Source organism: Sulfurirhabdus autotrophica (assembly GCF_004346685.1).
GTDB classification, from domain to species: Bacteria; Pseudomonadota; Gammaproteobacteria; order Burkholderiales; family SMCO01; genus Sulfurirhabdus; species Sulfurirhabdus autotrophica.
Map to the genome: position 1 here is coordinate 30,195 of NZ_SMCO01000018.1, position 18,602 is coordinate 48,796.

Consider the following 18,602-nt stretch of genomic DNA (forward strand, 5'->3'; position numbering starts at 1 on the left):
TATGGGGTTGATCAAAAAAGTTTTACTGGGTGTTGCCATAGTCGGGTTAGCTTCGTTACCTCATGTGTGGGCCAATCCTTATTATATTCATCTGATGGTTGTGATTGGTATTTATGCCATTTTGCTGCTGGGGCTGGATATCGTAGTAGGGTATATCGGTGAAGTGTCGTTAGGACATGCGGCGTTATTTGGCATCGGTTCATATACAGCAGGGGTGCTGAACTTTCAGCTTGGTGTGCCTTTCTTGCTGGCCGTGCCGGCCAGTATTGCCGTCACTGCCGTGTTTGGTGCAATTCTGGCGTTACCCGCACTACGAGTAAATGGTCCGTATCTGGCGATGGTGACATTGGCTTTCGGTACGATTGTGCAAATTCTGATCAACGAGATGACTTTCCTGACCAATGGTCCAATGGGTTTGTCTCTGCGTAAACCGGTATTCTTCGGACATCAGTTGAATGGCATGGATTATTACTACGTTGTGTTGGCAGCGTTGCTGCTCACCATTGTGGTGGTAAACCGTATTTTAAAGTCTTATCTGGGACGTGCTTTCGAGGCGTTGCGTGACAGTCCTGTTGCCTCGGATTGTATGGCAGTGAGTGTATATCGGTACAAAGTCTATGCTTTTGTGATCAGTGCGGCTTTAGCGGGCTTGGCCGGTAGCCTGTTTACTTATTCCGAGGAATATATTTCCCCTAATACCTATAATTTTGAATTGACGATTCTGTTCCTGCTGGCAGTGATCATGGGGGGGCGAAAAACCCGTACTGGCGCCATTATTGGCTCAATTATCATTGTGATGCTGCCAAACTGGTTGTCCGATATAGAGTTATTCCGAAAGATTGCTGTAGTGATTGCCGCTATTGGCATTGTTTACGTAGCTTATGCACTGGTATCCAGAAAACGTACTCCACAGGAAATGATTTTGCCATTGTTTCTGACGGTAGGTTTGGCAGTATTCGCATACTGGATAGAAAATATTACGGATTATCGCCTGACGATTTTTGGCGTGATGATTCTCTTTGTTGTGTATTACCTACCAGACGGCATCATGGGATTTTTGCGTAGCATTGTGCAGAAGTTTCGCCCGCAGTGGATACATCACCATGAAATCGTGACTGAAGTAGGCGATACGAAGCATATCTGGGCGGCTCCTGATCACCCATTGACCAGTAAAGGGCATTTGCTGGAAGTACGTAATATGGTCATGCAATTTGGCGGTTTGAAGGCACTGAACGAAGTGCAGCTGGAAATTGCTAAAGGCACCGTACATGGCTTGATTGGGCCAAACGGTTCTGGAAAAAGCACGATGATGAATGTTTTGACGGGTATCTATAAACCGACAGAAGGTGAAATCGAGTTTAACGGTAAGCTTATTTCCGGTAGTACCCCATCTGATATTGCAAGCGAGGGCATTGCACGCACTTTCCAGAACGTGCAGTTGTTTGGAGAAATGACTGCCATAGAAAACGTATTGGTAGGCTTGCATCATACTTATCGCAGCAATCTGTTAGGCATCATTTTCAATACAAAACATTACCGTGCAGAGGAGCATGCGGCCAGATTACGTGCTGCAAGTTTGCTGAAATTTGTTGGATTGGCCGATCTGGCAAATGAAGAAGCGCGAAACCTGCCCTATGGTAAGCAGCGTATGCTGGAAATTGCACGCGCATTGGGTTTGAATCCAAGTTTGCTGCTGCTGGACGAACCCGCTGCCGGATTGACTGCACCAGACATCAAGGAATTGATTGTGATGATCGAAAAGATCAAAGAGCATGGCATCACGATTATTCTGATCGAACACCATATGGATGTCGTAATGAGTATTTCAGATACGGTATCAGTGCTGGATTTTGGCACCAAGATTGCTGAAGGCAAGCCTGCTGAAGTGCAGACAGATGAAAAAGTGATCGAAGCCTATCTCGGCGGTAACGCCGATGAGCAGGCAGCATAAGGGGCAAATGCATGTTATTGATTAAAGATTTGTATGCTGCATACGGCAAAGTCCAGGTGTTGCACGGAATTTCCCTTGAAGTACCCAAGGGTAAGGTAGTGACATTGATCGGATCCAACGGTGCGGGAAAAACCACCACCATGCGTGCAATTTCCGGCATGATCAAGCCAGTAAGTGGGCGAATTCAACTTGGGGATAAAGATATTACCGGCATGGGTTCTCACAAAATTGCCAAGTCCGGGCTGGCGCATTCACCTGAAGGCAGACGTGTGTTTTCTACATTATCCGTCACAGATAATCTTCAGCTAGGGGCGTTCCCCCGGCTTACTTTTGGCCGTCCGCGTGGCAACGTGGAACAGGACATGGAGCGCGTATTCGAATTGTTTCCTCGTTTGAAAGAACGTTCTGAGCAGCTTGCAGGAACCCTTTCTGGCGGCGAGCAGCAAATGCTGGCCATGGGCCGTGCGTTGATGCTTAACCCGGATGTGATATTGCTGGACGAGCCCTCTATGGGGTTGGCACCGCTGCTGGTAGAGGAAGTTTTTCGCATTATTCGCCACCTGAAAGAAAAGGGTGTCACCATGTTGCTGGTTGAACAGTTTGCAGCAGCTGCACTGAATGTGGCCGACTATGGCTATGTGATGGAAAACGGCAATATTTCTGTGCACGGTCCGGCTGATCAACTGAAAAATGACCCCGCTGTGAAGGCCGCCTATCTCGGCGCTGCGCATTAAGTAATTCGTGCGTTATTAACGCAGAGGATGATGGTTAATTTAGTCAGCCTGCCGGAAAACTTGCCTGTACCCACTGATGATGGTGGGTGTTCACACCTTGCCGGGATGAAGCTTCCTTCTATTTATTTACCGTCTACATCTGGCCAGCTTGTAGATTGTTCAGGATTGAATCAGCGTGTCGTTCTCTATTGTTATCCCATGACAGGCAGGCCAGATGTCAGTTTGCCAGAAGGGTGGGACGATATCCCCGGGGCCAGAGGATGCACCCCGGAAGCATGCGGGTTTCGGGATCATTATCAGGAAGTAAAAACGCTAGGTACAGAAATTTATGGTTTGAGTACTCAAAAAACAGCATACCAACAAGAAACAGTAGCACGTCTGCATCTGCCCTATGCGCTTTTAAGTGATGCGGATTATTCGTTTACCAAGGCATTAAAGCTTCCTGTGTTTGAAGTGGATTCCGTGGTGTTAATTAAAAGACTGACCTTGATTGTTATGCAAGGTGTTATTGAGCATGTGTTCTACCCTGTTTTTCCACCTGACAAGCATGCGGCAGAAGTACTGACATGGCTCAGATCACATTAAAACTACAACTTTTATCCTTATGACCAAGCCTATTCATAGTCGCATGCGGCGTCTGCGCTGGACCAGCTACACTTTAGTGGTGCTTGGCTATATGCTGGCTTATTTTCATCGAATGGCACCGGCTTCAATTTCGAGCGATCTGCAACAGTCTTTCATGGCTAGTGGAGTTGCATTAGGTGGCATGGCAGCCGCTTATTTTTACACGTATACCGTGATGCAAATTCCGGTTGGTGTCATGGCTGATGTGTTGGGCGCAAGAAAAATAGTGGCCATTGGTGCAGTGCTATCGGGAATGGGTTCCCTGATGTTTGGAATGGCAGATACATTAAGCATGGCAACGTATGGTCGTGTGTTGGTAGGGTTGGGTGTTTCAGTGATGTTTATATCCCTCATGAAGCTTAATTCAGTATGGTTTCATGATCGCCATTTTGGCACAGTAGGGGGTATGTCGCTGCTGCTCGGTAATCTTGGTGCAGTGTTAGCGGCAGCACCTTTGGTGTGGCTGGTGGCACAAACTTCCTGGCGTAATGTGTTCATTGGTGTTGGCTTTTTTTCAATATTATTAGGTGTGCTTGTCTGGTTCTTTGTACGCAGTAATCCGGGTGAAGTAGGTTTGCCGACTATGCGAGAACTGGAAGGAAAAGAGTCGCATCCAGCCCACCAAGGTCATTGGTATGACGGTTTAATCAAGGTGATGAAAAACCGTGCAACCTGGCCAGGGTTTTGGCCTAACCTCGGCATCGGTGGCAGCTTGTTTGCTTTTGCAGGGTTATGGGCAGTCCCTTATTTGCGCGATGTATATGCTATGGATCGGGCTACTGCGGCAAACCATACCACCGTATTGTTGTTGTCATTTGCGGTTGGGTCACTGTTCTCTGGCTGGCTTTCAGATAAATTGGGTAAACGTCTTCCAGTGATTCTGGGTGGGTTGATGGTTTATGTGCTTTGCTGGCTTCCAATTGTCTTTGATTGGCGGCTCCCAGTGAGCTTGGGATATGTCTTATTTTCATTGATGGGGATAGGCGCATCTGGTTTTACCTTGACTTGGTCTAGTGTTAAGGAGGTTAATCCTCCAGCACTCTCGGGGATGGCAACGGGTGTGATTAATATCGGTGCATTTTTGGGCGCGGCAATATTGCAACCGCTGGTTGGCTGGGCGATGGACCAGGGGTGGGATGGAAAGCTGGTCGCAGGCGCGAGGGTATATTCAGCGCACAATTATCAGATGGGATTAAGTATTATGCTCGGTTTTGCGGTTGTCGGATTAATCGGTGCGCTGACTATTCGTGAAACTTACTGCCGGTATATTTCCGTTGCAAAGCATTAGTCTGTGTAACGTGGATTCGCCAAAACTGCTGTTCAGAATGCACGTGAGAGCCCCTTCAGTTCACATAATTAACTATCCAATGTCTGAGGCTATTTCTTTAACGTAATTAACCCATCATTCAGGCCATTGGGGCTGTGATGAAGATAGGAGAATGAAATGTCGAAACAGGTTCTACCTTTATGGATTAATGGTCAGCGAACTGAAAGCACTAGCTTGCGTCGGGCAGACATTATTAATCCCGCATCCGGTGAGGCAATTCGGCAGGTGCCGCTGGCTAATCGCGAGGATATTGAACGAGCTGTGGCAGCAGCAAAAGCCGTTTTTCCCCTCTGGCGGGATACAACCCCGCTGCGGCGCGGGCGTATTCTTAATCGGTTTCGTGAGCTACTGGAAGCCAATCGGGATGAACTGGCACAGTTGGCAAGTGAAGAGCATGGCAAGACGCTGGCTGACGCAGCGGGTTCAGTGCAGCGAGGTATCGAAGTAGTGGAGTTTGCTGCAGGTGTACCCCATTTGCTGAAAGGTGAGCATTCAGAAAACGTGGGGCGCGGGGTGGATTGCTATTCCATGTTGCAACCGGTTGGCGTTTGTGCCGGCATTACACCGTTCAATTTTCCGGCAATGGTGCCCATGTGGATGTTTCCCATAGCCATTGCCTGCGGTAATACGTTCATACTCAAGCCATCAGAGAAAGTACCGTCCTGCAGCTTGCGCATGGCCGAGTTATTCAAGGAAGCGGGGCTGCCAGATGGTGTGCTGAACGTGGTGCCCGGTGATAAAGAAGCTGTGGATACTTTGCTGGCTCATCCGGATGTGCGGGCCATTTCTTTCGTAGGATCCACACCAGTAGCTAAATATATTTATGAAACCGCAGCGCATTACGGTAAGCGTGTTCAGGCGCTGGGTGGCGCAAAAAATCATGCCATAGTATTGCCGGATGCCGATTTCGATTTTACCGCCGATGCAATTATGGGTGCTGCCTATGGGTCGGCTGGCGAAAGATGTATGGCGATCTCCACAGTAGTGGCAGTGGGAGAGGCGGGCGATGCATTGGTAGCAAAGCTGAAGAGCAAGGCTGAAAAACTGGTGGTGGGGCCTGGACATGTGGCTAGCAGCGATATGGGGCCGGTTATTTCAGCCCCTCATCGTGACAAAATTGTTGGGTACATTGATAGCGGTGTTGAACAGGGTGCAAAACTGGTCGTAGATGGGCGCGGCCTGAAAGTGGCAGGTTATGAAAATGGTTACTACGTTGGCCCTACACTATTTGATAATGTTTCCACCAACATGACGATTTACAAAGAAGAAATTTTTGGCCCGGTTTTGATTGTGTTGCGCGTGAACACCTACGATGAAGCCATTAATATGGTGAACAGCAACCCCTATGCCAATGGTACCGCCCTCTTTACGCGCTCTGGCGGCGCTGCCCGGCGTTTCCAGAACGAAATAGAAGTGGGGATGGTGGGTATTAATGTGCCTATTCCCGTGCCTATGGCATTTTTCTCATTTGGCGGCTGGAAATCTTCGCTGTTTGGCGATTTACATATGCACGGTATGGAAGGCGTTTACTTTTATACTCGCACCAAAGTCATTACCAGTCGCTGGCCTGCAAGTGACGAGCATGTTTCGCCTAATCTGGCGATGCCGACCTTGGGGTAACGGTAATTCAGATACAGCTTGTTTAACCGCAGAGGCGCAGAGGCGCGGAGAAAAACAAAAAGCAGGAAAAGTGCTCAGAGAGGCGACTGGTAACCGTTTCAGATTTACTGTGAGATGGCACCTGCCCTCTGTGCCTCTGCGATTAATTAGGTAGAACCAGCATTTTCAATAATTTCAACCTGATCAGAAGTATTTTTAGTACATAGGCCTTGAAATTTGGGAGTCAGGCACCATAATATGAAGATATAGAGATTTTATTAACCTGTTTGAAAGGATCGTTATGTCTCATTTTCACGCTGTAGTCTGGATTGATCACGCTGAAGCCCATGTTATGCATATCAGCCCGGATGATGTAGAAAAGTCGGTGGTGCAGCCGGCAAATCCACATAAGCATTTACACAATAAGCGTGGCGCAGTCGGGGTTGGCCACGCTCCTGAAGATCAGCATTATTACCACGAAGTAGTTGAAGCATTGCGTGGTGCCAAGGAGGTGCTGATTGTTGGCCCGGCCAATGCCAAACTGAATCTGATCAAACATATTCATGCCCATGATCCTGCAATGGCAGAAAATGTGGTGGGTGTGGAAACGGTGGATCACCCGTCAGATGCGCAAGTTGTGGCGTATGCCCGTAAATACTTTGATGCAGCAGATCGTATGTTGCCGTAACAGTTTATAAAGAGCCATAATTAGCCGGACTGGAGTTGTATTGCCAGTCCGGTTTTTTATTGTGCGTTATTGAGCTAACGACTCGATGCCAGAATAATGAGATAAGTGACTGAGTTGAACTAATAGCTTGCAGGCAGATGAAGTGAAATGGATGCACCACCCAAGTCACTTCGTCCAATCTGAATCTCTCCCTGATAGGCTTGCAATATATCGCGCACAATAGCCAGGCCGATGCCGTGTCCGGGGACAGACTGGTCAGCACGAACACCACGCTGCAGTATCAACTCAATTTGAGAAGGTGCAATACCCGGACCGTCATCTTCGATGGTAATAACAAGTAGTTTATCTTGTAAAACACCCGTGATTTTAATTTGGCTATGGCACCATTTGCAGGCGTTTTCAATCAGGTTGCCCAGCAATTCCATCAAATCACCTTCATCTCCCCGAAAGGTCAGGTCATCGGAAATTATCAATTGAGTCGAGATATTTTTATCAAAGTGGACTTTACTCAGCGCACCGATGATTTTTTCTGCGATGGGCTTAATATGGATTGGTGCCGACAGTTTTGAGGCGCCGGCAGTTGCCGCTCGCTGCAGTTGATACGCCACAATATTATCCATGCGGGAAATCTGCTCTTCCAGCAAGGCATGAAATGCTTCTTTTTTTTCTGTGCCTGATAGTGCGCCGCGCACAACGGCGAGAGGCGTTTTGAGGCTGTGGGCAACGTCAGCCAGTCCATTGCGGTAACGTTTTTGCTGAGCGTGTTCGTGCTGAAGCAAGGAATTGATGTTATCACTAAGATGTTTGATTTCACTGGGGTAACTTCCCAGCAACTTTTCCTGTTGGCCAGATTCAATCGCAGATATTTCTTGCGTTACCTGTCGCAGGGGTTTTAAGCCCCAGCGTAAGGCGGCAACTTGAGCCAGCAGTAATAAAAACCCAAGGCCAGCCAGCCAACCCCACAAGTTTCTGCGGTAATGGTTAATCAATGAATTAAATTCCGTGAGATTTTCACTGACACTGAAAGTAAACCCGTGGCGGCTATTTGCTACAGACCAGTTAACACCCAGGCTCTGAACAAGAAAAGAATGTCCATCCGGGTTTTTGCGTTCTTCAAACCGATTATCGCCAGCGGATAGTTTGTTCAGGAAGGGCGCTTGTGTACTCACAACAGAAGGTGAATGCCATATGGGGGTGCCGCTGCTATCTGTGATGTAAGCGTATAGCCCGGAATCAGGCAGGTTTAAGCGAGGTTCAGAAAGTGTAGATGGCAAAGTTAAGTGGCCTTGTGCATCTACTTCGGCGCTGGCAATCAGCATATATAACTGCCCCAGTAAACGGTCTTCTCTGGCAGATAGCGCGCTTTCACGGAAAGCCCGGTCCAGTGTAATAGCGGTGAGCGTGATAAAAATAGCCAGCACCAGACTGGCACTTAATAGCATGCGCTTATTAAGCGACATCATGGAGCAGCGTCGCACAAAGTAAAACGGTAGCCACGACCACGTAGCGTTTCTATCGGAGCGAGGTCACCTTCCGGATTCAGTTTACGGCGAAGTCTGCCAACCAATACTTCCAGCACGTTGCTATCGCGATCTTCATCATGGGGGTAAAGATAATCCGCCAACTCGCTTTTTGGTACCACCTTGCCTCGTTGCATCATTAAATATTCCAGCAAGCGATATTCAAAGGTGGTGAGTTGAATGGGGGTGTTGTGAGAAGTAACAGTCTGGGATGTTAAATCCAGTGTGACTGTACCACAGCGTAAAATATTGTCAGTGGTGCCTGTAGCCCGTCGTAACAGCGCTTTGACACGTGCCTGCAGTTCCTCCATCTGAAATGGTTTCACCAGATAGTCATCAGCGCCAGCTTCCAGTCCTTCCACTTTGTCCTGCCATCGGCCCCGCGCCGTTAAAATCAAAATAGGCAGGGTTTTGCCTTGCTGCCGGAGTTGCCGGATAATCTCAAGTCCGGATAAGCCCGGTAGGCCTAAATCAATAATCGCAGCATCAATCGGATATTCGCTGGCAATATACAGACCGTCTTTCCCGTCACCGCTGCTGTCTACAGTGTAACCATCGGTTTGTAATTGTTGCTGGAGTTGTTCACGCAAATTTTTTTCATCTTCAATAATCAGCACGCGCATGGTGAGTTGTTGTCCCTATTCCATCTCGCCTGTATCTGCATTCACGAAAATAATGCGCACTTCACCCTGCGGTGTCAGTATTTTGATGCGATAAGCGTTGCGCTCACGTATTTCTTGCGCTGCCAGCACCCGCCCGCCCGTGCGGTTTTGTACCAATTGTGTGGCTTCACTCAGACTGATGTGCGGTTGGTTTGCAGTTTCTGCCCGAGCAATCTGAAAGTGGTCATGTGCAGTATCCATGGCAAAAGCATGCCCCTGAATAGCCATGAGTGCGGCAATGGCCAATAAAAACGATTTCATGCTGTTACCTCCGTAATCTGCGGAATAACTTGGCACCAGCCAATGCTAATCCGCTTTCTATGCCGCTAGTGTACGGCAACCTGATTACCATTTGGAACCATTTCGGGCAAAGTCACCCACGGCAGGCACCACAGATACCCGAACCGGCAGCTTGCGCCCAGGCTCATCAGGCATAACAGTTGTGTAAGTACGGCCAGCATATTCATACTCAACCCGGTAGCCAGTGAGGCGGTTTTCCCAGTTATCCACTGTGCGGCAACGGCTCACTTCACGTCCTCTGTAACGGTCATCATCGTACTCGTCATTGTCGTGGCGACGGTTGTTCTGCATATTGCCACCGATCACTGTACCGGCTATCGCAGCCACTGCAGTTGCCGCAGTATTACCCCGTCCCTGGCCGATCTGACTGCCAATCAGCGCGCCTGTCACACCACCAAGCAACGGGCCAACATAAGATGGGTTACGATCAGAAGAAGAACGCTGGTATCTGCGATCAGCACCGGGAATATACTCATTGGTACATTCTTGACGAGGCGTGTTGACTCTTTCGTATTCAGGTGTTGCACTTCTCACCCTTGCATAATCATCATAGTGTTCTGCGAATGCAGGGGTAGAAACCGCTGCCAGCAGTGATAATGAAATCAGGGTTCTTTTAAATTGGCTGTTATTCATTTGTTGCTCCATTCATTAGGTTTAGTGGGTGTCAGTTGGTCCCTGACGATTTGAACTTTACGCCTGGATAGCTGAATGGAAGCTGAATGAAAGTGGATTGTGTGAGTTTAATGTTAGGTACTGAAAATTCAAAAAATATGCTAAATCTATGTAAATATTTGTTTAATGAATTTTAATGGAATATTTGCATAATGCTTTTTGTAACCTATAAATACATCTGCAATATTTTTTTACAATGGTTAAACAAAATTTAAATATTAATTGGAGAGGGATATGAAGTTGTTCGCCAAAACGTTAGTTAATACTACATTGGGGTTCTTTGCTTTTGTGACTTGCTCATACGCGGCTATTGATAACACTGCCCCAGCGGTAAAATTACAAACTAGCTGCACCGAAGCTGGAGTTGCTTTGAATAATTGCTTCACAAGCATGGGGGCTTTAACTAGCTGGATAAACTATACAAGGCTTCCTAATAAAACCGCACCTTTGGTGGTTAATATTGGCCCGGGAACGTTTGGTCGACTGGCATTGACATGCAATGCTGCAGCCAATTATACAGGTTATGTATCTTTTAGTGGATCAGGGCCAAAACAATCGGTAATCCAATTTGCTGCCGGCGGAAGCCCTCCCTTTGGCATCATTGAATCCAATGGCTGTACAAATCTATCCTTTTCTTCTCTTAGAGTGAGTAGTGGTGATTCTGCTGGCGGTATGAATTATGGTTACATTGTTTGGAATGGCGGCGGCATGTCACAATGGAGCAACGTAGTGGCTGAAGTTTCAGCGCGAGGTTGGTCTGAGGACACTTGTGGAAGCACAAAAGGTGAGCACTACTGGATGGGTAGCCGATTTGTGAACACCGCACTTGTGGGCATTGGCACCGGGTACTCGGCGACCTGTGATGATAGTTGGTTCATTGGTTCAGAAATCACGTTGACGACAAGAAAGAAAGGTATTCTTACAGCCTACAATGGTGATTTTGTTGCGATCAGTGCCGCGAATAATACTGAGGTACATGTTTATGGCTCAGTTATTCGTGCCATCGGGCCAGACGCGAGTACAAGCACCGGAAGCTTGACTGCTGTTTCTGCAACATCGAACGGTCAAGTGCACCTTCATGGCACCGGAATCGATGTGCTTAGTGCTGAAGCCAGAAATGTCATTGCTTTATCTGCAGCTTCAGGAGGAATGATTCATGCGAATGGATCAGCTTACAATCTTTCGACTGCTAGTGGAACAGTGACTCGCATAGCCAATAATGGCGGTCATATTCACGCACCTTATCTTTGGGAGCACATACCTACCGCTCCTCTAATTTCTGTAACGGGAGCGGATATGACAACAGTCGCGACAGGTACTAGCGATGGGCATCCGCACCTGGCGATTTATGATACTACTTGTGTATCCAAATGGTACGATACAGTAGATAAGGTTTGTCGACCTTAGTATTTAATAATGTATTCCTAAGCTATAATTTCTTGCTTTAGTTTATGGGTAAGAGCTTTCGAAATGTATTTATTGATAGCAAACTATAAAGTTTGTCTGATATTGAAGTTAAAATTTAAAAGGCCTGGTCTTTAAACCAGGCCTTTCTTTTTAAATGAGTATTTTGATTTAGAAAGCCAGCTACATATCGCATTTTCCCTGGAAGAAAGCAACCTGCCGTGTCGGGGTCTTCTCCGGGGTACGCAGACATGCTCGGCGTTGGGTGCATGGCACGTAATCCTGTTTAGCACCGCTAAACTTCATCACCACATAGCCATTGATCGTACAGTTCGACCCGTTGCTATAGAGTTGCTTACCCGCAGAACAGGAATGCCTCGCACGATGCAATCTCTAATGCGCCGCATGAAAACTTCCGGTGCAATGCGCTACGCTTATTGACACCCTACACTACACCTTACGCGAGTTATTTAGCGCCAAAGTATCTTGCAACACAGACAGAACGAGCACGGCTCGCTGACGCTATGATGCTTTTTTCGTCGCTATTAACGGGAACGTATGCCGAAGGAATCGTCACAGCACCAATGTAGTTTTCAAAAGTGATAATCCAGTGCAACTCTTGGCTTAAGCATTCGCAAAACTCACGGTGCCCGAAAGCGTTAATGCATGCATTTTTTCTTTCTCGGGCTATCCCCTCTTGTTTGGCCGCCCAAGTTTCGGATTCGCGTTGCAGCTTATCCAATTTTTGGAGTCGTTGAGATGACGATGTGTCTTGCGCTTGCGCCGAGATTGCGGTAAGAAGCAATAGCACGACGACAAAAATTGTTCTCATTAACCTAACCTCGCTTTGACGCCGAACGTCCGAATTGTACGGCGCCGATAGGCGTCCGCACCAATGAGTAGTTATGCCCCAATCGCAAGTTCATTGACTGCGCCTTTATCAGACACTAAAAAGATGCGCTCAAAGTAATGGCCGATTTTTATGTGCCGTCCGGCAACAGCATAGGTATCAGCATCGGCAAGCCAATAGTCGTTCAGAACGGCAAGCCAAAGGGGCTGCGGTAAGAGGGCGCAAATTGCGCTCTTCGTGCGGATGCGGTCCTCCAGCACCAAACGCGCGTTGAGGCCGATGTCGGCAGAGGAATTCTTGTTTACCACGAAGCCCACAATCTTTTTTCCAGATGGACGCTCAGAAATAACCGAGATACTCGTTTTCGAACCCTCTATTTCCCGTTCCTGTGTGAAGCCATTTTCTGGAGCGGAGGCAACCTTCGCGACCCATTCAATTAAGCGTTTTCGGAAACGCCTCGCGTTCGACACAGGTACCCACAAGCCGAGCAGGAGACTAATGCCTTCGGGGAGTGAAGGGCCGACCCTGGCGTTGAGGTCATCGAGCAGTCCTAGGCCAAAGTAATCTTGCGTTCTCCGATTGTCCAAGGTTCCGTCGGGTTCAAAAGTGAATTGCGAGAGCTGTGTTACCTCGACACCTACGCGAGACGCACCGACGGTCAGGTAGAGATCAGGCGGATCATCGCCGTCGGCCGCGGATGCGCACGTCTGGCCGCCAAAAAACTCGACCAACGCGCGACCTACGAATTCTTCGTCAGGGCGCATATCGCCTCGCTATCCCTTGGGGCATAACGACGCTGTAGAAAAACCCCATTCTGAACTCCTCGTTCAGCGTAGGGTAGATTTTTTTCAAACCAAACAGCCATCATCATTTTTGATTCCTTGTTAATCTAAAATATTGCCATCGCAAATCCGGCTAACCAGGTAAGCCTATACGCACGTTACAGCGACGAATAGCCCCTCTCGCTTGCTATTTACCTAGCATAACCCTGATGCGCCAGCTTCTCAATATTATGCACCATGCAATACAGCTTCCACTGCCCATCGACCTTGCTTCTGCCACGCAGCGTAAAGCGGTGCAAACGTTTATTCCCGCGCAGATTACCAAACACCGGCTCTACTGTTGCAAAGCGGCGCGTGATCATCTCTTTCCCCTTGTCAGTTAGCGTAGGTTGGGCTGAAAAAATGAAGCCCAACATTAAAAAAGTCTTAATTTTGCAATATTGACCAGCAAATATAGTCTAATGTTGGCTTTAAAAGCCCAACCTATGTCTGCTATAGCTTTGCAGCGATGGAAAGCGCCGCCGCCCGCAATGGCACCTTGGACGCCGCCGAAGCCTTGGCACCCCCGAGGGCAATTCCAACTACCTTGTTCTTCTTCAAGAATGTGTACATCACACCGTTCGCTGATGTTCCGAAAAATGCCTTGTCGCCAAGCCCTGGCTCTTCGGTAACCTTTGCATCCGCTGCATCCATCCGGTCGCGTACAAGGTTGACGCTGAGTTGCTTGCGTGCCTCGGCTTCTGCATTGAATTCAACTACTGATAACACCAGCGCCAAGGATGCGCCACGATAGGTGCAGTAGGTTAGTTGCCCGCTGGAGTCCTCATCGCGTTGTGGTCCGGCAGGAACGACAGCGGCGACTGGTTGACCAAGAAGTGCTGCTGTATCGCTCTTAGACAGCAGGGCACAGCGGTCTGCAGCACTCGCAGTGGAAACCGCCAGCATGAGACAGCCTTGAACAACGACGAGTAAGAAGTGGCGCATTAAAGTTCTCCTTGAATTGAACATTCGGAAAGTCGGGGACGTTGCTTGTGCCGCCCAACGCCGCGTTGAAACGCGCGGAGCACGGACATAACTGGGAACGATAGACTGTTTCACCGCGTCGGCCTCAGGGCGTGGGTTAGGCGGCAGCGTTTTATTCTTCATATAGGTGTGCGAGAGGTAGGTGTTTCTTGTTTCGATTAATTGTCAGTACAAGTGATTTGTTGCCTTTTGAGAAGGCGGCCTGACAAATAGCGTCGTACCCCGACCCACACGGGTTAGGGGGCGTCATATTGTCCCACCCTTTGATAGTGCTCTAGGCACCATTTGCGGCCCTCTGCGGTGAGTGTGGCCCAGTATTCGGGAAACTGGCCACCGGCTGTGCGTTGACGTGGAGTGCTAGGGATGGAAACGAGGCCACGGCGCTCCAGTGCCCAAGCAGTGCTAAGGGCAACAAAGTCAGTGTGCCCTTCCGCCTTAAAAAGGCGTTCCAAAGTTTCTTTCATGTTGCGAGTCATTTTGCTGCCCCTAGTTATGCGCTACACCAGTAAATAGCCCAATACCCATTGCAAGGATGATAGCGGCTGCTAAATAAATGATTGGCAGGGAAAACATGATCAGCTTTTTATGGGTTTCTTTAAGAACTGACTTGTCAACAATCGAGATCAGTCGGGAAGAAAGAAAATAACCTACTACGATTAGCAGTACAGTAAGTGCGCCAGCCATGTTTGCGGCTATTTGAGCTGACTCAATATCCCCTTGTGAGTGACTGGATGAGTGGCTCATTAACTTGGTAACCCCACTAGCATCAGCAGTAGCTTTTAGGCATAGGCCTGCCCAAAGATGTAGGAGTAACCGTAACTTTGACGGCTTAAGCTTTGTTTGAAGGGGGTCAGGCATCATGTTGCTCCCTAACGACGCTGTAGAAAAACCCTATTCTGAACTCCTTGTTCAGCGTAGGGTAGATTTTTTTCAAGCCAAACAGCCATCATCATTTTTGATTCCTTGCTTATCTAAAATATTGCCATCGCAAACCTGCCTGATCCAACCAACCTATACGCACGATACAGCGACGGATAGCCCCTCTCGCTCGCTATTTACCCAGCATAACCCTGATTCGCCAGCTTCTCAATATTATGCACCATGCAATACAATTTCCACTGCCCATCGACCTTGGTTCTGCCACGCAGCGTAAAGCGGTTCAAACGTTTATTCCCGCGCAGATTACCAAACACCGGCTCTACTGTTGCAAAGCGGCGCGTGATCATCTCTTTCCCCCGGTCAGAATCAATCTTCACCTTCATTTTATCGAGATGATCCTGCTTAGGGTCGCGCTTTCCCTGGAAGAAAGTAACCTGCCGGGTTGCGGTCTTCTCTGGGGTACGCAGACATGCTAGGCGTAGTTCGAACGGCACGCAATCCTGCTTAGCACCACTAAACTTCATCACTACAAGCTATTGATCGTACAATTCGACCCGTTGCTATAGAGTTGCTTACCCGCAGGGCAGGAATGCCGCCTGTAGCAACTGAAGATAAACTTTATTTACTGTCCGGAAATAGTTGACCACTACAGTCTGTTTAATGCCAGCACTAAGACGGGATGAATTTTAAGGTAGCCCCTTCTCTCATCCTGACTGATTAATTAGATGAATGCGCGTACTTACATAAGTGACAGATGGAAAGTTGAGCACATCTCGTCTTGATTAATGGTTTATTTCTGCCTAATATTTAAGTGCCTGGAGAAGCTTGGGTGGCGGAACGTCATGACGGATCGCGTCCATGTGGGTTTCGTGAATGTTCTCCGGGCATTTCTTATTTTATGAATCACAAATGATCAATTTTCATTGTGTTTGCCTGTGAAGTTTCTCGGGGTGCAGTTAACTGGATTTTTTCTGGCAAACCTGATGACCTTCAGGTGGAAAGCCAGCCATCTTGCACAAAGCTTGCCAGACATCTTCGTCAAACACAGCTTTTTGCCATGTATTGTTGTATGAATTCAAAACGGTTTTTAGTGCAGATTCATTGAATAATGCGCCACAAAAGTGGGTGTTTTTGAGATTTGCCTGAACAAAACAGGCGCCCAGCAGATTGGCATCGTCAAAGTGGGCTTCCTGTAATGAAGCGCGATTAAATTGTGCACCTCGCAAGTCGGCTCTTTCGAGCCGGGCTGAAACCAGGTTAGCGTCATGCAGGTTGGCATCATTCAAATAGGCATCCTGGAATCGCGCTTCTTGCAGGTTGCAACCGGAGAGTCTGGCGTTTTCCAGGTGAACATTTTTGCCTTTTGAACGATACAGTCTGGACTTGCTCAGATTTGCATATTGCAAGTCTGAAAACGCAATATCCACCTCGCTAAGATCAACGTTTTTCAGGTTAATACGTTTGAGATAGCTGCCCGCCCAATCTAATCCAATTGCTTCCAGTTTCCAGGAATCCAGATTAACGCTGATGGCTTTTTCAAACCCATGAACAAGAATTTTTTTTACCGGGTTGGGAAGTTCGTCTACTTTCAGGGCAGCGAGTATGACGCGGAATACTTGTTCGTGAAGGTGGGGGTATTCTGGTTTCAGAAACACCAATATGGATGTCGCTGCTGTCATCATGGTTGGCATACTAGCGCTGGACGCTAATTTTTCCACTGTGGCTGAAAAGCGTTCATCTGAGCGCCGCTGATTTTCATCTTCTCTTTCTTCTCTGTTTTTTTGGTATTCACTCAGGGATTTAAACGCTGTTGCGCCTAGCGTGCCCAGCGCCACTAATATGGTGACCAGTGAGCCATATTTGCCACGCCAGCTTGCGAGTTCGTCGTTTTTGAGTTCCAGTTCTCTAATCTCTTGCTGTAATTTGTGATTCTGAAGTGTTGCATCTGTAGCGGCAGTTGTGACTTCGCCATAGCAGTTGATGGACGCAACCAGTATGAAAGAAAGGGAACCCAAGGAAATGATTTTCCAAAAGATGCTTGGCAACATTCATGCTCTCCAAGAGTTGGTTTTTCGAAGGTGCTGGCTATTCAGATTGCTATTGGAACTATAGTAAATAATAGTCCTGATTTTCGATTATTCTCAGCCAATTAACGAGAATAGGTTTGCAGTTCATCATTAACAACACGTTGGCGGGTTTATCAGGTGGTTTACGCAATTTTGTACAATAACCGCAGAGGCGCGGAGAAAAACAATATTTTGTGAAAGTACACAGCCTCCCCCTGTAAAAAAAGCATCACAAATTTATTATGTTATGGCACATTAACTCTGCGCCTCTGCGCCTCTGCGCCTCTGCGGTTCAAACTGAGATTTCTGGATTTGCATAATTTCCAAAATGGGTAAGAACTTTCAATGTAGCTGAGCTTTCTTGCTAATCAGGATAATAGTTAAAAAAGTGTCGATATGTTTTGCTTTATATCTGCGTTACTTGTAAATCAATGTATACCATAGCTGAAAGTGATAAAGTGGCGTGAAGAACTAACTGATTTTGTAGAGCATATCCCTGGAAAGTATATGGCTGAATTTTTGAAGTGGCAGACTGATTAATTGTGAATAGTGGCGCGCTAGTTATAGCGCTCTTGATCAAAGGTGATAGAAAGAGAAATGGAGAGCAATATGGGAATGAAAGTAGGCTTTATCGGTATGGGTATCATGGGTACCCCTATGGTGCTAAATCTCATCAAGGCAGGTCATCAATTATGGGTGCATGGTCGTCGTCCGGAATCCATGCAGCCGCTGGCCGATGCGAGTGCTATAGCTTGCGCCAGCTCACAGATGGTTGCAGAAAATGCGGATGTGATCTTTGTTATGGTGTCAGATACGCCCGATGTGGAGCAGGTGATTCTGGGTGAAAACGGCGTGATTCATGGCGCCAAAGCAGGTTCTGTGGTGGTGGATATGAGCACCATTTCACCCACTGTCACCAAAGCTATTGCTGCTCAATTGGGTGCGCGTGGCGTGGAAATGCTCGATGCCCCGGTTTCTGGTGGTGATGTAGGTGCGGTAAATGGGACGCTCTCTATCATGGTAGGTGGCAAGCCGGAAGTGTTTGAACGCGTAAAGCCATTGTTTGAAGCGATGGGTAAAAATATTATCCATATTGGTGGCAATGGTGCCGGTCAGGTTGCGAAAGCGTGCAATCAGATTGTGGTCGGTGTGACCATTCAGGCAGTGGCGGAGGCTTTGACCTTTGCACGAAAAAACGGAGTCGATGCTGCCAAAGTGCGGGATGCTCTGATGGGCGGTTTTGCTGGCAGTAAAATTCTGGAAGTGCACGGAAAACGTATGTTGGACCACGATTTCAAGCCAGGTTTTAAAACCAGACTGCACCAGAAAGACATGAATATTGTGATGCAGACCGCGCGCGAAGTTGGATTGGCATTGCCTGGCGCAGCGCTGGTGATGCAAAACCTGAATGCGCTCATGGGAACGGGAGACGGTGAGATTGATTCGGCAGCGATTGTTAAAGTCGTGGAGCGGATGTCCGGTATGTGATTTTTCTTTATGGTGACACTTCATTTACCTGTT

At 47.8% G+C, this 18,602-nt stretch carries 18 protein-coding genes and 3 pseudogenes; 8 read left to right on the forward strand and 13 right to left on the reverse strand.

All coding sequences use genetic code 11. The annotated features are described in order from the left end of the window. Nucleotide 1 precedes the first annotated feature (1 nt). The 6 genes from EDC63_RS14585 to EDC63_RS14610 all read left to right on the forward strand — a co-directional run bounded on the left by EDC63_RS14585 (nucleotide 2) and on the right by EDC63_RS14610 (nucleotide 6,923). Nucleotides 2-1,951 (forward strand): branched-chain amino acid ABC transporter ATP-binding protein/permease, encoded by a 1,950-nt coding sequence (locus tag EDC63_RS14585; RefSeq protein ID WP_124946450.1) that lies wholly within the window; start codon nucleotides 2-4, stop codon nucleotides 1,949-1,951. 11 nt (nucleotides 1,952-1,962) lie between these two features. Further along, a complete protein-coding gene (locus tag EDC63_RS14590; protein ID WP_124946451.1) occupies nucleotides 1,963-2,685 on the forward strand; it encodes an ABC transporter ATP-binding protein in 723 nt (240 codons plus the stop codon). A gap of 27 nt (nucleotides 2,686-2,712) precedes the next feature. Beyond that, complete coding sequence (locus EDC63_RS14595) at nucleotides 2,713-3,270, forward strand: peroxiredoxin (protein ID WP_223248279.1); 558 nt, start codon at nucleotides 2,713-2,715, stop codon at nucleotides 3,268-3,270. A gap of 19 nt (nucleotides 3,271-3,289) precedes the next feature. Beyond that, nucleotides 3,290-4,597 (forward strand): MFS transporter, encoded by a 1,308-nt coding sequence (locus EDC63_RS14600; RefSeq protein WP_124946453.1) that lies wholly within the window; start codon nucleotides 3,290-3,292, stop codon nucleotides 4,595-4,597. 156 nt (nucleotides 4,598-4,753) lie between these two features. Then, on the forward strand, nucleotides 4,754-6,256 hold the full coding sequence (locus EDC63_RS14605; RefSeq protein WP_132920951.1) for a CoA-acylating methylmalonate-semialdehyde dehydrogenase: 1,503 nt from the start codon (nucleotides 4,754-4,756) through the stop codon (nucleotides 6,254-6,256). A gap of 280 nt (nucleotides 6,257-6,536) precedes the next feature. After that, nucleotides 6,537-6,923 (forward strand): translational machinery protein, encoded by a 387-nt coding sequence (locus EDC63_RS14610; protein ID WP_124946454.1) that lies wholly within the window; start codon nucleotides 6,537-6,539, stop codon nucleotides 6,921-6,923. Nucleotides 6,924-7,042: 119 nt separating this feature from the next. On the opposite strand, the gene EDC63_RS14615 is transcribed toward EDC63_RS14610, so the two are convergent. The 4 genes from EDC63_RS14615 to EDC63_RS14630 form a co-directional block, all read right to left on the reverse strand. Further along, the gene (locus EDC63_RS14615) at nucleotides 7,043-8,386 is read right to left on the reverse strand and encodes an ATP-binding protein (protein WP_132920952.1); all 1,344 of its coding nucleotides are present in this window, start codon (nucleotides 8,384-8,386) and stop codon (nucleotides 7,043-7,045) included. Next, on the reverse strand, nucleotides 8,383-9,066 hold the full coding sequence (locus tag EDC63_RS14620; RefSeq protein ID WP_124946456.1) for a response regulator transcription factor: 684 nt from the start codon (nucleotides 9,064-9,066) through the stop codon (nucleotides 8,383-8,385). Before EDC63_RS14620 ends, EDC63_RS14615 begins: the two co-directional genes overlap by 4 nt. A 15-nt stretch (nucleotides 9,067-9,081) precedes the next feature. Beyond that, nucleotides 9,082-9,366 carry a PepSY domain-containing protein gene (locus EDC63_RS14625; RefSeq protein WP_124946457.1) on the reverse strand — a complete coding sequence of 95 codons (285 nt, stop codon included), beginning with the start codon at nucleotides 9,364-9,366 and terminating at the stop codon, nucleotides 9,082-9,084. Nucleotides 9,367-9,450: 84 nt separating this feature from the next. After that, a complete protein-coding gene (locus tag EDC63_RS14630) occupies nucleotides 9,451-10,038 on the reverse strand; it encodes a glycine zipper 2TM domain-containing protein (protein ID WP_165923004.1) in 588 nt (195 codons plus the stop codon). Between the two features lie 273 nt (nucleotides 10,039-10,311). Here EDC63_RS14630 and EDC63_RS14635 point away from each other — a divergent pair, with 273 nt between their 5' ends. Then, on the forward strand, nucleotides 10,312-11,484 hold the full coding sequence (locus EDC63_RS14635; RefSeq protein WP_124946459.1) for a hypothetical protein: 1,173 nt from the start codon (nucleotides 10,312-10,314) through the stop codon (nucleotides 11,482-11,484). A gap of 186 nt (nucleotides 11,485-11,670) precedes the next feature. On the opposite strand, the pseudogene EDC63_RS19160 reads toward EDC63_RS14635, so the two are convergent. The 9 genes and pseudogenes from EDC63_RS19160 to EDC63_RS14680 form a co-directional block, all read right to left on the reverse strand. Further along, nucleotides 11,671-11,850: pseudogene (locus EDC63_RS19160) on the reverse strand (IS1182 family transposase); the annotation flags it as partial. Nucleotides 11,851-11,947: 97 nt separating this feature from the next. Next, complete coding sequence (locus EDC63_RS14645) at nucleotides 11,948-12,313, reverse strand: hypothetical protein (RefSeq protein ID WP_124946460.1); 366 nt, start codon at nucleotides 12,311-12,313, stop codon at nucleotides 11,948-11,950. Between the two features lie 71 nt (nucleotides 12,314-12,384). Beyond that, nucleotides 12,385-13,095 (reverse strand): hypothetical protein, encoded by a 711-nt coding sequence (locus EDC63_RS14650; RefSeq protein WP_124946461.1) that lies wholly within the window; start codon nucleotides 13,093-13,095, stop codon nucleotides 12,385-12,387. Between the two features lie 209 nt (nucleotides 13,096-13,304). Continuing rightward, a pseudogene (locus tag EDC63_RS14655) lies at nucleotides 13,305-13,493 on the reverse strand (transposase); the annotation flags it as partial. Between the two features lie 112 nt (nucleotides 13,494-13,605). Then, a complete protein-coding gene (locus EDC63_RS14660) occupies nucleotides 13,606-14,097 on the reverse strand; it encodes a hypothetical protein (RefSeq protein ID WP_124946462.1) in 492 nt (163 codons plus the stop codon). 275 nt (nucleotides 14,098-14,372) lie between these two features. Next, nucleotides 14,373-14,612, reverse strand: coding sequence for a hypothetical protein (locus tag EDC63_RS14665; RefSeq protein WP_124946463.1), 240 nt, complete (start codon nucleotides 14,610-14,612; stop codon nucleotides 14,373-14,375). Between the two features lie 10 nt (nucleotides 14,613-14,622). After that, nucleotides 14,623-14,880, reverse strand: a complete 258-nt coding sequence (locus tag EDC63_RS14670) for a hypothetical protein (RefSeq protein ID WP_124946464.1) — start codon at nucleotides 14,878-14,880, stop codon at nucleotides 14,623-14,625. 311 nt (nucleotides 14,881-15,191) lie between these two features. Beyond that, nucleotides 15,192-15,601 (reverse strand): annotated as a pseudogene (locus tag EDC63_RS14675) (transposase); the annotation flags it as partial. Nucleotides 15,602-15,971: 370 nt separating this feature from the next. Then, complete coding sequence (locus EDC63_RS14680) at nucleotides 15,972-17,063, reverse strand: pentapeptide repeat-containing protein (protein ID WP_124946465.1); 1,092 nt, start codon at nucleotides 17,061-17,063, stop codon at nucleotides 15,972-15,974. A 633-nt stretch (nucleotides 17,064-17,696) separates the two neighbouring features. Here EDC63_RS14680 and EDC63_RS14685 point away from each other — a divergent pair. After that, on the forward strand, nucleotides 17,697-18,569 hold the full coding sequence (locus tag EDC63_RS14685) for a 2-hydroxy-3-oxopropionate reductase (protein ID WP_124946481.1): 873 nt from the start codon (nucleotides 17,697-17,699) through the stop codon (nucleotides 18,567-18,569). Nucleotides 18,570-18,602: the final 33 nt, after the last annotated feature.

Bases quoted from the DNA above. Each gene is read 5' to 3' on its own strand.
- EDC63_RS14585 (WP_124946450.1), top strand. From the start codon at position 2: ATGGGGTTGATCAAAAAAGTTTTACTGGGTGTTGCCATAGTCGGGTTA.
- EDC63_RS14590 (WP_124946451.1), top strand. From the start codon at position 1,963: ATGTTATTGATTAAAGATTTGTATGCTGCATACGGCAAAGTCCAGGTG.
- EDC63_RS14595 (WP_223248279.1), top strand. From the start codon at position 2,713: ATGATGGTTAATTTAGTCAGCCTGCCGGAAAACTTGCCTGTACCCACT.
- EDC63_RS14600 (WP_124946453.1), top strand. From the start codon at position 3,290: ATGACCAAGCCTATTCATAGTCGCATGCGGCGTCTGCGCTGGACCAGC.
- EDC63_RS14605 (WP_132920951.1), top strand. From the start codon at position 4,754: ATGTCGAAACAGGTTCTACCTTTATGGATTAATGGTCAGCGAACTGAA.
- EDC63_RS14610 (WP_124946454.1), top strand. From the start codon at position 6,537: ATGTCTCATTTTCACGCTGTAGTCTGGATTGATCACGCTGAAGCCCAT.
- EDC63_RS14615 (WP_132920952.1), bottom strand. From the start codon at position 8,386: ATGATGTCGCTTAATAAGCGCATGCTATTAAGTGCCAGTCTGGTGCTG.
- EDC63_RS14620 (WP_124946456.1), bottom strand. From the start codon at position 9,066: ATGCGCGTGCTGATTATTGAAGATGAAAAAAATTTGCGTGAACAACTC.
- EDC63_RS14625 (WP_124946457.1), bottom strand. From the start codon at position 9,366: ATGAAATCGTTTTTATTGGCCATTGCCGCACTCATGGCTATTCAGGGG.
- EDC63_RS14630 (WP_165923004.1), bottom strand. From the start codon at position 10,038: ATGAATAACAGCCAATTTAAAAGAACCCTGATTTCATTATCACTGCTG.
- EDC63_RS14635 (WP_124946459.1), top strand. From the start codon at position 10,312: ATGAAGTTGTTCGCCAAAACGTTAGTTAATACTACATTGGGGTTCTTT.
- EDC63_RS14645 (WP_124946460.1), bottom strand. From the start codon at position 12,313: ATGAGAACAATTTTTGTCGTCGTGCTATTGCTTCTTACCGCAATCTCG.
- EDC63_RS14650 (WP_124946461.1), bottom strand. From the start codon at position 13,095: ATGCGCCCTGACGAAGAATTCGTAGGTCGCGCGTTGGTCGAGTTTTTT.
- EDC63_RS14660 (WP_124946462.1), bottom strand. From the start codon at position 14,097: ATGCGCCACTTCTTACTCGTCGTTGTTCAAGGCTGTCTCATGCTGGCG.
- EDC63_RS14665 (WP_124946463.1), bottom strand. From the start codon at position 14,612: ATGACTCGCAACATGAAAGAAACTTTGGAACGCCTTTTTAAGGCGGAA.
- EDC63_RS14670 (WP_124946464.1), bottom strand. From the start codon at position 14,880: ATGAGCCACTCATCCAGTCACTCACAAGGGGATATTGAGTCAGCTCAA.
- EDC63_RS14680 (WP_124946465.1), bottom strand. From the start codon at position 17,063: ATGTTGCCAAGCATCTTTTGGAAAATCATTTCCTTGGGTTCCCTTTCT.
- EDC63_RS14685 (WP_124946481.1), top strand. From the start codon at position 17,697: ATGAAAGTAGGCTTTATCGGTATGGGTATCATGGGTACCCCTATGGTG.